This window comes from Limnochordia bacterium, from assembly GCA_023230925.1.
GTDB lineage: Bacteria > Bacillota > Limnochordia > DUMW01 > DUMW01 > JALNWK01.
Map to the genome: position 1 here is coordinate 1 of JALNWK010000058.1, position 17,483 is coordinate 17,483.

General features: G+C 47.2%; 7 protein-coding genes and 1 pseudogene. 6 read left to right on the forward strand and 2 right to left on the reverse strand.

Annotation, left to right across the window (positions count from 1 at the left end; all coding sequences use genetic code 11):
* Window positions 1-941: 941 nt before the first annotated feature.
* On the forward strand, window positions 942-1,772 hold the full coding sequence (locus tag M0Q40_10875) for a Cof-type HAD-IIB family hydrolase (protein ID MCK9223099.1): 831 nt from the start codon (window positions 942-944) through the stop codon (window positions 1,770-1,772).
* A 473-nt stretch (window positions 1,773-2,245) separates the two neighbouring features.
* On the opposite strand, the gene M0Q40_10880 is transcribed toward M0Q40_10875, so the two are convergent.
* Window positions 2,246-3,070, reverse strand: coding sequence for a MurR/RpiR family transcriptional regulator (locus M0Q40_10880; GenBank protein ID MCK9223100.1), 825 nt, complete (start codon window positions 3,068-3,070; stop codon window positions 2,246-2,248).
* Between the two features lie 385 nt (window positions 3,071-3,455).
* Between M0Q40_10880 and M0Q40_10885 the strand changes: the two genes are divergently transcribed.
* The 4 genes and pseudogenes from M0Q40_10885 (at window position 3,456) to M0Q40_10900 (ending at window position 13,495) form a co-directional block, all read left to right on the forward strand.
* A complete protein-coding gene (locus M0Q40_10885; GenBank protein MCK9223101.1) occupies window positions 3,456-5,744 on the forward strand; it encodes a DUF4838 domain-containing protein in 2,289 nt (762 codons plus the stop codon).
* Window positions 5,745-5,922: 178 nt separating this feature from the next.
* A pseudogene (locus M0Q40_10890) lies at window positions 5,923-7,229 on the forward strand (extracellular solute-binding protein).
* A gap of 179 nt (window positions 7,230-7,408) precedes the next feature.
* Complete coding sequence (locus M0Q40_10895; protein ID MCK9223102.1) at window positions 7,409-9,997, forward strand: hypothetical protein; 2,589 nt, start codon at window positions 7,409-7,411, stop codon at window positions 9,995-9,997.
* A 270-nt stretch (window positions 9,998-10,267) separates the two neighbouring features.
* The gene (locus M0Q40_10900; GenBank protein MCK9223103.1) at window positions 10,268-13,495 is read left to right on the forward strand and encodes a hypothetical protein; all 3,228 of its coding nucleotides are present in this window, start codon (window positions 10,268-10,270) and stop codon (window positions 13,493-13,495) included.
* A 684-nt stretch (window positions 13,496-14,179) separates the two neighbouring features.
* Here M0Q40_10900 and M0Q40_10905 read toward each other — a convergent pair.
* Window positions 14,180-16,690, reverse strand: coding sequence for a DEAD/DEAH box helicase (locus tag M0Q40_10905; protein MCK9223104.1), 2,511 nt, complete (start codon window positions 16,688-16,690; stop codon window positions 14,180-14,182).
* A 354-nt stretch (window positions 16,691-17,044) separates the two neighbouring features.
* Between M0Q40_10905 and M0Q40_10910 the strand changes: the two genes are divergently transcribed.
* Window positions 17,045-17,407, forward strand: a complete 363-nt coding sequence (locus M0Q40_10910; protein MCK9223105.1) for a hypothetical protein — start codon at window positions 17,045-17,047, stop codon at window positions 17,405-17,407.
* Window positions 17,408-17,483 lie beyond the last annotated feature (76 nt).

Sequence of the window (17,483 nt, forward strand, 5' to 3'; positions counted from 1 at the left end):
CAAAGGAGTGGGTATGCGCTGGAGTGAGGAAGGGTTCAACCATCTACTTCACCTACGTTTGGATTGGGTAAACGGAAGATTTGATGACCAACTCTTCTCCCCCCAATAACTAAATACGCCCGCTGTTATCTGTATGACAGATGGACTACTTCCCATCGATGAGAAGAACTGGTATGTACTAGCTTGGCTAATATAGATTTAGGCGCTATAGCTACGCTTCTGTACTCTTTATGTATGCTTCAAGGTCCCTTTGAAATACTGACCTTGGGAAGCTGTTACCTATCGAAGGAACCCCATATAAAGATAGCGACTAGTCTTGATATATACTTCCCGCGCCGGGCGGACGAATCGAGAGCTTGCGGGAAAAGGAAAACAGCGGCATAGACGTATCTTCAGATAATTCTGGTTATGTTTTGTGCATGCACCCCTTGACATGATATTACAGGCTCAGTATAATGAAACATGTAAACTAGGTGTCTACTGAGATGAAACAGTGTTACAATAAGTGATGGGCGTGGGCGCACAATTTGCAGGTAGCTTGGTCTCCAATGGAATGAGGAGCACGTGGTATCAGTAGTGACCCACACAGATGAACGTGGATATATGGCTGCAAGTGTTGAAATGCACGGGATTTCCAATACAATGACGTTGCTAATGTCTCACGGAGGCAATCAAACCCGTACGTTTAGTGGCCAAGGTGCACCAAAGCGGTTCAATCCAAGGACAGAGCTTTGCTAGATGGAACACTGTTTTCCCTTTGCAGGTTACTACCTCTAAGAGCAAGCAGGCTGGTTTCCTGCCATCGTTCGAATCGAGCTCATCTATCCTATTATTCCAACATGGGTTTCAAAGTGTCGGCACGACAAAATATTGATTAGCGCTCTTGGCAAAATAGATGGAGTAAGTGGGCCAATTTCACGACGAATACGGAGGACTATGAGATGACAACAACAAGTGTACTTCCAGAAAGAGACTACCCGGTGGACTGGGTTGATCTTGTCGCGGTGGACCTCGACGGGACTTTGCTCGGTGGAGTCCCCGGCTACGGAATACATCCTGCTGCACTACAGGCCATGAAACAGGCCCGCCGGCATGGAATCCAATTTGCAATAGTGACTGGACGTCCCTATGAGTTTATTGAGAACTTGGTTGAGGAATACGAGGTGTTAGAGTCATCTGTGTCCGCCATCGTCGCCGAAGAACGGTTTATTTACATCAAAGATAAAGGGCTTTTCAGGCCGGATTTGGAATACAACAACTGGACCTTGTCCTTGGAGCAATCTTTGTTGGAGGTGATGCAGGGCTTTGTTGTCTCCCAGTGGCCCTACCTAACAAAATTGGATCCTGATGTAATTCGACTAGATGCCGAAGAGATGAGAAAGGGATGGGTGGAACTTGTCTTCTCCACTAGAGAGTTAGCAAAGCTTGCGGTGGAAAAAATGGAGGCAACAATCCCTCCCACGCTGACCTTAATCCGCAATGTACGTAATGTTGGGGTCAGAGGGTCCAAAATTGGAAAAGGACCAGCCTTAAAACAGTTGGTGGAAAGACTGGGTCTGTCTCCTGAGAACGTACTAAGTATTGGAGATTCGGAGAACGATCTAAGCATGTTGGACACTGATCAGTTTGGATTTCAAGCAGGTACAGTCTCCAACGCGGATGATGAGATTAAGCAGTTTGTGCTAAAAAACCAAGGCTGGGTGGCTAGCAAAGAATTTGGACATGGTGTAGCCGAACTGATCACTAACGTACTTACCTTAAGACAGGAGTAGTCCTGATTCGTATAATTTAAGCATCTACCGACGGATGAGTCTAGGGGAAAGGGGTTCATGAAGATGCCGTACGTGGTCGCGGATATGACCAATGAAATGTGTAATGGGTGTTGGTCATATTAGTCATGGGTCCTTAGTCTTAAAATGGGTGGGTGGACTGGGACCGGGTGCAGTTGTCTTACTTGAATCTCAGTCAGTTCAGCTATTGGTCAGTTGGCTCAGAGATAGTTTTGCAGGGTAATAGAGCAAAAAGAGGATTTCAGCGTTATCAACCCCAAAGGGTACTGCTTCTTGCAGGGGCTTATAGATTGGGAATAATGCCGGCGATCCAAGACATTGATTCCTTCGTCTGTTTTCCAGTGTAGGTTTTGAGCGGGGGATGCTTAGTAAGCTCAAGAAAAGGTGTATAGGTATGAACTTAGGACCCCATACGCCGGGCATGCCTGTGCAGGATATTAGCGTATGGTTGGGGATTAGTCTTGTAGTTTTTTCTCGCCCCAGAAAACTGAGACTTCTGCTAGTTGCTGTATTACTTCAAATAGTAACATGTCCATCAGCAGTGCCTTGGGGCCATAGAGGACCTGGGCCGACTTGTTTACAGTGATCTCCCGGGATGGGGCTAGTAAAACGAGGTCTGCGAAACGACCAATAACGGAGTCGGGTTGTCCTGTGAGGACAATGATCTTTGTGCCTCGACCTTTACAGGGTTCTAGAAGCTCGGTAATATTTTTCCAGATGCCAGTATGAGAGACAATGATGATTACATCCCCATCGCCGATAACTGGGGCTACCTCATTGAGTTCATGGAAGTCGTTGACCATGCGTGAGTACCGTAGGGCTGCTGTAAGTCGTTGATCTCCCATCATCGCGATGGGTCTTGATTGCCCGACCCCGTACCAAGTGATGGTTTTTGCGGTACAGATCATTTCAACCGCACGTCGCCATTCCCGGGTGTTGAGGCTTGTTAATAAGTCGTTAATCGCCGCACTTGTCATTTTCACAGCTGCATCCATGGCCTTTGGTAGTGGTTGATTCTGTTCGGGTTGAAAGGAGGGGGGCTTGGTTTCCTGGATCCAGGCGTTTCGAAATTCTACAAAGCCGGTATACCCCAACTTCTGGGCAAACCTAACCACGGCGGCCCGAGAGACCTCTAGCTCCCTCGCGATCATCCCCGTAGTTAAATCTGCTGGATCAGATTGGATTTCATCGAATTGGAGCAGCCATTTGGCGATGGATAAAGAGACTCCATTGAGATTATTCAGTTGGGCACGGATTCTCATTCTCGGTCCATAATTCATGGTTTATCCTCAAATCTATTTCTCGTGGGGTTAATGCTTAAATAGATGTTGCCTTTGAACCAAAAGACGGGGTAAAGCCACAAAAGATCGTCTTTTCCCGATTTTGATCGTAATGTAAAAATGAGGGATTGTCAAGAATTCGCGAGCACTTGACACGATCTTACAGGCTTAGTATAATGAAACATGTCAACAGAGGCCCCGTTAATGTGAAACAGTGTTACAACCAGTCGACGGGCGCGGCTTAGGCAACTGAAAGATGTAAATCACTGGTAATTGCGCGGATTATCGACAGTCTGTTTCCTAAGACAGTCGGCGAAGTCAAAGATTAATTGGGGTAAGCGGTACTATTAGGCTCATGAACTTGTAACCTTGGAGGTGGCTGTGGTTGCGTAGTATTGTGGTGGAGATTTCCTTCCTTATACTATTACTTATGATGTGGAGTAGCCTTGCTATGGCCCAAGATAACAATGAGGCAACTAATCTGCAGGGGAAAACGCGGTTAGCGGATAACGGCAGAGCCCTGATCGGGGTATTTGTTAGTGCCGATGCTAACAGCATCGAAGCTCATGCAGCCGGGGAACTTGTTGATTACTTAACCCAGGTAACAGGCGCACCTTTTACATTAGAGCATCTTCTCGACCTGCCGCATAAGCCGGCAATTTTGGTTGGTAGAAATGCCTGGACGGAGGACCTGATCCCTGAGTTAGTCGGTGACGCACTGGGGGAAGATGGCTTTGTTATTCGCAAGATAGATGAGTTTGTCATTATTGCCGGCAGTCATCCCCGGGGAACGATGTATGGTGTAAATCATTTCCTGGATCACTATGTTGGTATCAAGTGGTACTCCCCAAGGTATACTTTTGTACCGAGCAAATCGACATTAACGCTTGACATCACCAATGATGTGCAAATTCCCCGGTTTGTGTATAGAGAAATCTATGTCAACGATCTGGATGATGAGGGTTACCGTGCACATAATCTGCTAAACGGGAAGTTCCGTGACCGTTATGCCCGGGTACCTCAGTCAGAACCCCACCTCAATAGCTGGTCTGATTACTGGCCTCAGGATGTTCATAACTTCCATAGGATTGTACCCGAGATTAAGTATCACTCTGGGGGTCAGCTCTTGGCAATGAATGAGGACGTTCGACGAATTGCTTCCAAGAATCTGTCCGGCATCATTCAGCAAAGGATTAAACAAGGAAAAGATGCCTCCTATGGTTTTAGTCAAGAAGATACGGCATGGTACCCGGATGCGCAAAGTCAAGCCTTTGCCAATGCCCACGGAGGGACGTTGGCTGCGCCCATCTTTGATATGGTTAAGGATGTAGCGGAAAGAGTCAGGGCTGAGATTCCCGAGGCCCGTATTGGCACACTGGCGTATCGTTTTACGGAAAAGGCACCCATTGGTCTGACGATCCCCGATAATGTCGTCATTACTTTCGCCCCGATTGATAAAGACCATGGACGCGCAATTAATGCCCTGCAAAATAAAGAGACCCTAAAAAACGCCGAGCAGTGGGCAAAGATCTCAAGCGAGATTGTGGTCTGGGACTACCTTATTGATTTTAACGGCGGCGGTTACCTGATGCCATACCCTAACTTGTACGCCATGGCGGAGTCAATTCAATGGTACGCGCAGTACCCTGCCTTTAAAGGTTACTTTGGGCAGCACATCCATGGATCCGCCGATGCGGCGGGTGTTGGGTTCTCGGATTTGCGTACGTGGCTAGCCGCTCGGTTATTGTGGAACCCTGATCAGGATTACCGAGCACTTATCCGGGAGTTTGTTCAAGGCTATTATGGTCCCGCGGCTCCCTTTATCAATGAGTACATAGAACTACTACACGAAGAATTTGAAAAGACGGGTTCAGAACTCCAAGGTATTGCCACACCATTGGGTGCCCCGTATCTTTCTTTTGATCTTTTGATTCGGGCGGATGAATTGTTCAGGGAGGCCGAAAGGGCCGTTGCTCACGATCCGGTGTTTTCCGATCACGTGCAAAGGGCCCGGATTGAGGTAGACTATGTCATTTTGATGCGGGGTGCTGAGTGGAAGCGGGAGGCAGAGCGCCGTGGGATCCACTGGGATACCGACGGAATGGATCGCCACCGAAGATTTGTGCTTTCCACCATTGATCTTGGTAATTACAAACAGAGTGAACCTGTGTATGCACTCCTTGAAGTGATCAACATCAAACGAACTGTAACGCCGGTACCTGATTTTGTAAAGCATGTGCCAGAGGAGGATTGGATAGAGTTTCAGACCGAAGCGTTTAATCTAATTCAGGCGAAGCTTGTCCATGATCCCAAGGCTTCGAATGCTGTGGCTGCAAAGGTGACCGGCAGTACAGGTGCGTGGGCCTTTCAACTGCATAATAGGGTACTACCTAAGGAAGGACGATGGAAGCTTTATGCGAGCGTCAGGGTCGATCCCGGTGAAGGGTATGCCGCAAGTCCCGCATTAAGTTACGGTATTTACCCTCAAAGCGGGGCCTCAGCCACGGTAAGCTTCAGGGATGTAAGAGACGGGGAGTACCATTTTATCGAAATTCCGTGGGTTTATGAGTATAATCCCGCTTGGCCGACTCACTATGTGTGGTTTGCTCCCCCTAGCTCTACGGTTATTGAGTACTTATACGTGGATCGGGTCATTGCCATCAGGCACGAATAGATAAAAGGACATCGAGCGGTTTGTGATGCCACCTTGTCAACAAAGATGAGGTAAACCATACCAAGTGTATTTAACGATGGGCTAACAGGTCCGCTTCCTTTACGGAAGGAATAGGACCAAAAACATAAGCAGGAGGATGATGTAATCCATGAAACGAGCAGTGAAATATTCGTCAGGTATGAACTTGTTGGGGAACACACGATTGGTGTCTGTTCTAATTGCCGTTTTGACCCTTGTTACTTGTTCGCTTCCGGCCATCGCAGAGACGACGTTAACCGTTGCCATACGTTGGGGTGCAGCCTCCGGCGCTGGGGGGATCTATGCAGCGGCGGAGGAATTTGAAAAACTGCATCCTGGAGTGAGAATTGAGTTTCTCCATTCAGCCGCGTGGTCTGATCGAGTGGACGATGGCTTGTCTAGTAAGCTGATGACCTTGGTGGTCTCCGGGTTATCCCCGGATATTGCTATGGTGGGCGGTCACGTGGTACCCCAATACGCTCATTTAGGGTTACTGATGCCTATTGATCGCTATATTACTGACAGCGGTCTGCAAAAGGAAGACTTCATACCAGCCGCCTGGGATCAAACCCAATGGTTGGGCAAACAATACGCAATGACGCTGCAAGTGGACCCAAACTTTGCTTTTGTGTGGAACAAGGATCTTTTTGGCGAGGCGGGCTTACCGAAAAACCAGCCCCCGTAACTTTAAGGCAGTACGAGGAATATTTCAAGAAATTAACCCAGATGGGTAATGAAGGCGTGCTAAATCAGGTTGGGGGCGTACCCTGGGAAGTGTATGGAAACTACAACACTGCCTTTACCTGGGGCTGGATTTTTAACGGTTCGTTCTATGATTACGAGACAAATCGGGTGACGGCCAACGATCCGGCGATCGTTGAATCCTTCGAATTCTTGCGGGATTACTATGAGCGATATCACGCGATTTTGCCAGCCGTTCCAGCGGATCAGCGACTGGTCACAGGCAAAGCTGCCATGAGCTTTGAAGTCTCTACTACCTTCAAGAATATGCGTGCCCGATTGGGTGATGACTCCATCGGCGCGGGGCTTATGCCTTATAAGGATGGTGGCACACCAAATCCCTCGTGGATTGGGGGGTGGGCCATGGGGATATTACCAGATACCCCGCATCCTGATTTAGCTTGGGAATTCGTCCGTTTCGTCACGGCTACCCCAGAGGGGACCGACGCCTTTGGGCGGACTTCTGGTGCCGTACCTGCCTATCTCAAGTCCCCGGTTCATGAGGCGTATCTTGATGATCCAGTAATGTCTGTGTACCTAGAGATTGCTCAGTCGGCCCGTAATAGGCGTCCAGGCATGCCCGTTGTGGCGGACTATGCATCGGAGATTGGCAATGCATTAACGGACGTGTTGACCGGCAAGAAACAACCTCAAGATGCCCTCGAACTTGTCAACTCTACGATTCAAAAGAAATTAGATGAAGCTATGAGTGATAACGTACAATAGTGTGGAACCACAAGGGCGCCCATGCACGTTTTGTGCGCTAACCTATACCAAAACACCGCATCGTTTAGCTCTTCTTTCCGCACAGGTTGCGAAGATTAGCAAGACGATGCGGTGATACAAAGACAATTACGCCAATTTAGGCCCATATAACAGTGCCTGATAGAAACGGAGATCTTGTAATGATGTTACAGGAAGATCAATCTGCCCGGGCGCTACACTTTCCGCACTTTCCCACGCGGCAGCAAGCGGTTGTGTGGCGAAACTGGGAGTTAGTCTCTGTGGAGCGCTTAGCCTTGGTCCTTGGCACCACTGAGGATAACATCATCGAATTGGCCCGGGGCATGGGGTTAAGGGTTCCGCCTCAAGTGGGCAAGTACTGGTTGAAACGGGGCTATATCACCATCATTCGCAGGAACTGGCATCTTTTGCCCATCAGTCAGTTGCTTACGCTTTTGGGCTGGACCGAGGAAAGGTTGGTTTATACCCTCAAAGAAGATGACTTTTTGTGGATCAAACTTGGTAGTATGAAGCCTTTTACACAACCAGTGTACTTCCGACCGCTTACGGATGGTGAACAGGCTGCAACTGCTCAAATGCGGGCGGTGCTAAAGAAACATTTTCCATCTCCTGTAGAAACAAGCACAGCAAGCCCCTTTGATTTTCTTCACGACTTTGGGTATCCGCTCCAGATTACAGCGGGCATCAAACCAATTGAAGCCGATGATATCGTAATCAATCAAGCTTGGCAAATTGTGTACCCGCAGTCATCTAACAAAGTGAGGAAGTTCGCGGAGTATTTTGCCCAACGTTTTGCCCAGCAATGGCAGGAGACCATCGCTGTTACTAGTGACGCGGCAAGGAAGAACACCATTGAACTAAAGTTAGACCCTGTTCCGTCGTTATCCTCCGAAAGTCATGAAATCATAATCCAACCAGATCGCGTGTGCATTACTGCCGTGGACGAAGAGGGGCTCTTAAGGGGACTGCAATGGATTGAAAGACAAATGTCACTAAGGGGCGGCCCCCGCCTGAAGCCCCAAACCGTAAACCGCCGTACTCGTTTTGAACTACGGCTTATTTACTCATATTCTGCGGTATATGGAGATCCACTACTAGAACCAGAATTAGATCCATATCCGGATGAACTACTAGCCCGCCTATCTAGCTTGGGAGTAAACGGCATCTGGTTGCACGCAGTACTATACCAACTATTTCCCTGGGAAAAGACCCCTGACCTTTCGGATCACTGGGAAGAGCGCATCAAAAACCTACGTAAACTGGTGGCCCGTGCCGCCAATTTTGGTATTGGCGTTTACCTGTATTTCAATGAACCGCGGGCCATGCCACTTAGCTTTTTTGCACGATTTCCTGAGTTAAAGGGTCATACACTAGAAGAGCAAGCGGCACTGTGTACATCCTGTGACGATGCTAAGGCGTATCTTAGAAATGGGGTAAGTCACCTATTTGAACAGGTCCCCGATCTAGCGGGTTTATTTACCATTACCATGTCAGAGAATCTGACGAATTGCTATTCAAAGGCGTCGCATCTTACGACAAATTGTCCCCGATGCGCTAAGCGTACCCCCCAAGAAGTTGTCTCTGAAGTCAATCAATTGATCGTGGATGGTGCACATTCTGCTAAACCAGATGCGCAGATTATCTGTTGGACTTGGGGCTATGCCCGTGGTGCCGGCTGGTCTAGAGAAATGCTGGATGAGGCCATTTTGGCTTTTCCCCAAGATGTGGCTTTAATGTGCACCAGTGAAGAGGATATACCGTTTAATATTGCGGGTGTACCTGGGCGGGTATTGGATTATTCCATGTCTATTGTGGGACCGGGGGAGCGCTCTGAACAAAGCTGGGCAGTGGGAAGGGAAAGGGGCATGACCACTGTTGCTAAAGTACAGCTTAATACGACCTGGGAATGTGCCGCGGTACCCTATCTTCCCGCCATGGACTTGGTTGAAGAGCATCTTCGGAAATTGGCTGAATCGAAAGTCGATGGATTGATGTTAAGTTGGACTCTAGGCGGGTATCCATCGCTTAATCTTGAGTTGGCATCGGATTATTTTTGGGAGGAAAACAAGGGAATTATCGTGGACAGTGAAGAGTTCAGTAAACGGTTATTTGGATCCCGGGCCTTTGCCTTTGTAACCGAAGCATGGACGTACTTTAGTCAGGCGCTACGGGAGTTTCCTTTTCATCTTGGCGTTTTATATTATGCTCCCCAGAATATAGGTCCGGCAAATCTACTTTATCTGGAGCCAACGGGCTACAAAGCAACGATGGTGGGTATTCCGTATGATGATCTCAACTCGTGGAGAGCGATTTACCCCGCCGAGGTATTTGAAGATCAATTTATGCGGCTTGCAAAAAAGTGGAGGCAGGGGTTAGAACTACTTCATCAGGCGGCAGATCTAGTTGATGAGACCGGGAATGCGGTTTTTGCGGACCTAATGAATGTGTCCCAAGCGGCCTACTGTCATTTTCAGAGTACCGGCCTGCAGGCGCGCTTTGTTCGATTACGAAACCGATGGCTGAAATCAACTGATCCTAAAGGGCGTAAAAGATACGTAGATGAGATGATTCAAATCATCGATGAGGAAATTCAGGTTACCAAAGCCCTCTACAAGATTGCTTCTTGTGATTCTAGAATTGGTTATGAGGCTAGTAACCATTATTTTTATACAGCTTTGGATCTGCAGGAAAAGGTAGTCAATTGCCAATATATCAAGGACCAATTAGAGGAACAACGAAGGTGCATGTAAAAAAGATGTACCTTAAGAATCCGATAGATCCTTGGGCCTTATCTCTTTTGAGAACATTGTCGGTACTATAGTCCCCGAAAGAGCGGTAATAAGACCGTCACGGCATCTTAGGGAAAATGAGAAAAAACTAGGTATAAAGGGTGGAACAGCTCCTGTGAGGAATATCATTATTAGAAGTTGGTTCCCCTTGCCAACCATAATACCAATGGATTGCTTTTGACAGACGTGATAAGAATTGTCCAAATTGGCACAACCCGGAGGCGGTAGCCCATGAAAACAACCCGAAGTAATGAGCACATCTTGACCAAACCCCGTAGGCTAACTAACGAGGAGTTTGCGCATCCTCCTGTGGAGTACCGCGCCGTCCCCTTTTGGTCCTGGAATGATCGGCTTACCCGTGATGAGGTCCTAGCACAGCTACGCGAGTTTCAGGCTGCTGGGATGGGTGGGGTTTTTGTTCATGCGCGACCTGGAATTTGGACGCCATTTTTATCCGAGGATTGGTTTTCTTTATTCGAAGTGTGCTTAGAATTTGGTAAAGAAAGTGGCATGAAGATATGGATCTATGATGAAAGTAGCTATCCTAGTGGTTTTGCTGGCGGATTGGTACACGATAAATACCCACATCTAGCCCAAAGGGTTCTTGTTTGTCATGTTTTAGAGGCAGATGAAAAGATTCAAAGCGGTGAAGTCATCGGTCGGTTTTGGCTTTTTCCCCGCGATCAGGGTGGCCTGGACTACCGGGTTGCCACCCCAGGTGAAAGAGCCCCGCACCCAAAGGCGCGGCTTGCGGTTTTTTGTGTACATACCCACCCGGGTAATGCCTGGCTCAATGGCGCGCCTTATGTAGATACCTTGCACCCTGACGCGGCGGAAGCTTTTTTGGACGTGGCCTATGAACCCTATCGAAGGCGGTTTTCTAAGGAGTTTGGCGTGGTCATACCCGGTGTCTTTACCGATGAGCCTTACTTCAGTCCTTTTTGCGGTGGTGGGTTACCCTGGACCCCGGATTTGCCGCAGGTGTTTAACAAGACCTATGGACAAGACTTGATCTCTCGTCTTCCTGAGCTTGTATTTGATACTGTGTATTGCTATGAACTGCGGGTGCAGTATTGGAGTCTGTTATCTCGCTTGTTTGTGGATCGCTGGATGCGACCAATTTATGAATGGTGTGACTGCCAGGGCCTTAATTTTACGGGACATTTATGGGAACATGTTTTTAGCCCCGAACTTACGGGAAACATCATGTTGCCCGCGGCGTGGCAACACATCCCAGGCATCGATGTCTTGGGTCGTGATAGAAAAATGCATCGGTTACGGTGGGATCTGGGGGATGAGGGGTTCGGGGGCAATTCACCGACGCAAATGGGCAACATCGCTATGGTAAAGGCGGTAACCAGTGTTGCCCATCAAATGAATCGTGACCGTGTTCTTTCTGAAACATATGGCGGCGCCGGTTGGGAGATTAGTTTTGAAGAACAAAAAGCATATGCTGAGTGGCAGGCGGTCTTAGGAGTGAATTTACTTAACCAACACTTAAGTCACTATAGCTTAAGGGGCGAGCGGAAATACGATCATCCTCCTTCTTTTCGGTCACACCAGCCATGGTGGGATCAGTATCCCATGTTGCATGAATACATAGCGCGCTTGTATTATGCACTGGCCCAAGGATGTTATGAAGCCGACTTTGTTGTCTTACATCCGATGACAAGTCTTTGGACCGGTTACCGCAGCAAGCCTGATCCGTTTGAAACATTCAATCCATATCAATTGCCGAAGGAATTAAATGATCAGCTAAAGATTATGTATGATGACTTACTAAAGGCACTATCTAGCCGTGGTTGGTCATACGATTTGGCGGATGAGTTGCTATTACAAGATGCCGGCCGCGTTGAAAAGGAGAACATGTCGATCGGTGCCATGAAATACCCGGTTCTGATTATTCCCCCTGTTAGTAATCTACTCTCTACAACGTTGGACCTATTAACTGAATGGTTGGATCAAGGCGGTACCGTAGCCGCCGTGACCCCACTACCTAGGTTTGTTAACGGCAGACCCGATCCGCGTCTAGATGCCTTCCTCAAGCGGTGTCGCATATTTGCCAGTGAGGTGGATTTGTTGGCTTGGCTGCCATCAGTTACAAAACGTAAAATTTGCTTCCACGGTCATACCAACCCGTCCATTTATACACACATTAGATCTTTGGATCAAGGAAGATTGGTCTTTGTCTGTAATATGGAGCTTATGCCACAGACGGATATTACAGTACAAATTGCGATTCCCTCCCAGAATCACGCAACAAAAATGGTCCTCGAACGATGGGATCTTACCGATGGTTCCATCGCTTTGCTTTCCACAAAGCGCGAGCATGAGCAAACGATGGGGGACATACTAAAGACAAGGCTAGATTTCGCCCCGGGCGAGTCGCATCTACTTGTGTTGCGTCCGCAAAGTGACCAATCGGACGATGGTTCGGTTCTTAAGGCTAAAGAAGATCGGAACATTATTGTTTGCGGAACATCAAAAAAGGGTGTTCACGAGCCCAAGCGGATCAAAGAAGTAACCGTATTAGAACCCACGTGGCGTTTTCGACGCCTTGACCCGAACGTCTTGGTTTTGGACAGTGCGGAATACCAAGACGGTGAAGTTACCAGTTGGCATGGACCACTGCCCATTAGCGAGGTAAAGCGACTAATTCGGCGCGCTCATGGTCTACCGGATATGGCAATACGTGATATGCAACCCTGGCGTAGGTATTCTACAGGCAGTGTCGAACCGACGCAGAATAGACTGTCGCTTCGCTTTACTTATCGAGTTGTTGAGGTTCCAGCGGGAGAACTGCAGCTGGTGGTAGAAGAAGGGCGTGATTGGGATATTGCAGTAAACGACATTCCTGTCAGGGCATCGAAGGCGTACTGGCTTGATCCGGCATTTCATTGCATACCCATCGGGGGAATCATTCGTCCAGGTAAAAACACTATTACAATGCAGCGGTGTTTCCAAGATGATCTTAGTCTTGAACCGGTGTATCTAATTGGCGATTTTGCTGTTGAAACGGTGGATTTGTGCCACTTTGAGTTAAGTTCTGAATGTACCACCATTCAAGCTGGTAGTTGGATCTTCCAAGGATATCCGTTCTTTTCTGGGCGGGCCGTTTATTCCCAAGAAGTCATTATCCCACGTATGGAAAAACGGCGGGTGTGGTTGGAATTGTCTAACTTGGCAAGCACATACGCCCTCCTGCGCGTTAATGGCAAGCAGGTGGGGACATTGGCTTGGCAACCATACCGTGCTGAGATAACTGACTTCGTAAGAGCGGGCGTCAACACGATAGATATTGAAATTGCCAATAGTCTAAGAAACGTGTTAGGCCCACATCATCGTTTCAAACCACGTCTTGTGTCACCTAGACACTGGCAAAATGATTCGAGTTCGGTGCCTCAATTCAACCTTGTACCCGATGGCTTTCCCAACGAGGTGCGTATTATCTATGCGTGATGGGGAGGACAGATTCTCGATGCGCTGGTTTTAGGGTAGGCAATACTGTGTTTGTAGGTTAAAGTGCTGTAGCAATCTAGTTCATCCTTTTCACTTGCCTCCAGGATACTTGGTATTTTCAAGATGTATCATCTCCCTTCAGGGGAGTGGGGTAACTTCGGGTGGAAAAAGTAGCGTAGCCAACGCCTTTGGGCTTTTTCCGCGATCCCATACTCCGATACCAATTCTGGACTAATTCCACGCCCTATTTTGCTATTCCTTCTCGAACCGCGTCTAAACGACTTAGGTCTCACTCCAAGTGTCTCATTCAATATGCTTGAATCATGCAGTTTTTGTCTCGAATAATGTGGTGCCTAACACCATCTCCAACACCAATATCGGCGTTGGAAAATGACGTAGGCAGGCCAATAAAGTCTTTTCTTTCCAACTTGTGAAGACAAAATCGAACTCGGGGAAGCATACCCGAAGCCAACGGTTTACTCGATTCTGAACCCCATTGAGTTCTTCAAGGATGCCATTCATCGTTTCTCTTAGGTTGGAGTAAACTCTGGGGGACATACGGTATCAGGTACCGACCATCTGTGAACAACATCGCAATTGTCTTCGGATCATCTTTAAGTGCCTCCTGTCACCTAGTAAGTAGATGATAATCATTGTAATTCGACGCCCTCCAATTGATAGTCGTTATTCTGCGCTCTCAAAAGGGCTTAGATACCTATCTACAAGATGGTCAAATTTCAGATATGACTTGGACAGCAGTCTATTACATTCATTTAAGAGACTGTCACCAGAGAGATTTGATTCGCAAAGGGCTGTAAGGAGTACTCTTGCATCGGAAACTAAGGCTCCGAGGTTCTCGTAGGTCAATGCGTGTGATGCTCCAGCGACAGCTGCCTTGGTAGCTTGGTTTCTGGGATGTACACTTACGCGTATGCAACCATAATCCGGATAGTGCTTCTTGAACCATTCAGCTGCTACTAACAATTGGCCATGCTCTTCCTTTGTGAGTGGATTCGTATCTTTTTTTCGGCTTTTTGCTTCGATCACAAAACCTGTCTTATCCGGCAATAGCCAAAGAACGTCAGGACCCTCTCCGTTAAGATCATGTCTCTCCGCAACTAACCCGATCATGGTGGCAAACTGTTTCAGAGCTTCCTCAAATTGATTAGCTGATGAGTTGTGATGGAGGAACGAAACAACTGACTCGAAGGATTTTAGAAAACCTCCTCGCTGTCTATAATTGCCTAATTGATCCACTATAGCTTTAGATTGCGGTCCAGGGGTTGGTAAAGGACGATATGGGGGCAATACTTTGGGCTTAACTAGATTTCGATTGTTTGCGTATGCCTCGCGTTGTAGATCTTCAGCTAGTTCGGAATGACCCCATTCATCGGCAATTCTTGCCGATATCTGTTGCATCCAGCCGCGAGTCTGTTGATCCAGTGTTTCATTACCAGAAAGGAACTTTTCTATTTTTGAAATGGCCTGCTCGTTGTAACCGTCTCGCCAAAGGTTAATTGCTTTTCGTTCAATAGTAGCTTGCTCGAATCTCAATGTGTCCAGATTACCATCAGTGACTAATTCTGCAAGTCTTTCTGCATGATACTCAACCCAGTTCTTGTTTCTATCATAGCTTAGCTTTATTGTCTGAGCTAAGTCCTTTAGGTCCTTAATTTCCTTGCTTATCTCTGTACCCATCTCCAGTTGGGCTCTTGTGGTACTGGTAAGGAACGTGAAATTAGCTGTCTTGGATATCCAAGCGGAAAGATCTGAACCCGTTAGAAGTATTACGCAATGATCACCTGAGCCTCGAGACCCTCTACCAATTCCTTGTTCAATGCGTTGAGCTTGCATTCTCGTGATTGCAGTACCTCCGTTTAGTGCAGTTGCTCTAAACATCTCATAACTAGAGGTTCCGGCAGGAAGACCACTCATAACCAGTAATCTACAGGAATCGTCTGCGAGATCCATTCCGTCGTAACGGTTAGCGAATACAACTGGTCCTGTTATTGCTTTAGCCTGCAAATCAGCTACGTATTTCTCAACTTCTTTGGATCCTCTTGCGACTAATGCAATGTCGGACCATGTATCTGCGTTGGCATCAGACGAGACAAGAATTACTGAACCAAGGTTTTCTGTTTTCGAGGTCCACTTTAGTAACTTAGAAATTGCCTCTCTTAGGTCAAATTCACATGGCATCAAATCAGGGATAAGGATCATCCGTTCACTGACACCAGCCAAAGACCGAGAAGTAAGTGGCTTCTGTACAGATGCCGGATTAGCATCGAATATACGAATGATATCACTATCATCTGCAATAGTTGCTGACATATAGACTCGGCGTGGAGCATGGAAAAACGTTGGAAACAAATCAACTAAAGGTAACACTGGTGTAATACTAAAGGACTTTCGGCTAATAAGAGCGTGGCAGAGGTGTAGGTTATCGCGCAATAGCGGCCACTCCATCCCGAAATTATCACCTTCTGCTTTCAGTAGCTCTCTAACAGCATCTCGCTGTTCACGCCAAGCCCAATAAGGCACCTCAAGAACTGCATATTCTGAACCTGCTAGGATATCATCGAAGGTGCCGAGTTTGTCTATTTCTTTGAAGGCCATTCTAAACAGCCCAGTTACGTCTTCATACAGTTCGAGGTTTTTATTAGAGGAAACTTCAAGAGTAAACGATTCTCGTACGACTGAAAACGCAGCATGAGCGTCATCCAGAATAATAGCAGAAACGTTCTGGCATCTACTTGCCCCTCTGAGTCCAAACTTGCTCTTTCCATTAAAAAGTGCTTTATAGGTAGCGACCATAATTGCATTACCATTGACGAATTCGTCGCTCAACGCTTGACCTGGCTCATAGGATACAGCGGAAATCCCAACTGCATGAGCTTTTTCAATTGTCTGATTAACGAGTTGTACAGTTGGAGTTAAATAGAGAACCGGTTCGTTTGTTTCGTTGAGTGTAGATTGAGCAATAAGAAGTCCCACAAGAGTTTTTCCTCCGCCTGTATGGAGTTTTAACACCGTGTCACGTTCTGAACGTCGATTAAACCAAGCATGAAGAACTTCTGCCTGACTCGTGTACAGATCGTGAATTCCAGGAGGCTTAGGCAATCGGCGAAATATCTCGATTGGATCAACCGCTCTACTTTTCGTAGTCCTTGCTCTCAACTTTTTGAAATCGACCATGTGATCATCTCCTTAGTATTCTTACAGAGTATCTATCTAACCTAAGTCATGGCTTAGAAATATAAACATAACAAGTGGATTGTCTATCGCTGGCTTCTATTATTGTGGTATCTAACACTATTATCTAGCCGGGAATTTCCGGAATATCAACATGCTGTCTTCATTGACTCTCCATGAATTGTCTTCGTCATATTTCACTAGTGTCCTTTACGAACAACAGTATTCTCGTCCGGGAATGCTTCTGTTACACTAGTGTGGATAAGAGTAGTGCCAATAACCCGCTGTGTTGGGATAATTTTCGTGTGACTCTATCTGAAGTATAGTGAGAGTTAGAACCGTAGGAGGACAACTACTATGTTAAGATACAGCAGTGGGTCTAGATACTCGTTAGTCATGAGGATGCTACCGCCTAACAACCCAATCGGTATAAGCAAGAACGCTCGGGAAACAGTGCCTTCTGAAGCTATATTGTATAGATGGAAAAAACAAGCTAAAGCCAATGGATTAATAGCACCTGATGAATTAGAGCCAGAACGTTGGAGCACTCAAGATAAGTTCCATGTGGTTGTTGAGACAGCTAAGATGAGCCAGACGGAGCTTGCCCAGTATTATAGAGAGAAGGGGTTGTTTGTTGAACAAGTCAAACAGTGGCGGGATGCGTGTATGCAAGGGGTTGTCAACACTTTCCCGGACACTCTACTAAGCGACACTCACTAAAAGCTCTTCCGTGTAATGGTTTAGCCATTCCAATGGGCTAAGATAACCTAACCGTTTTTGTACGCGGCGCGTGTTG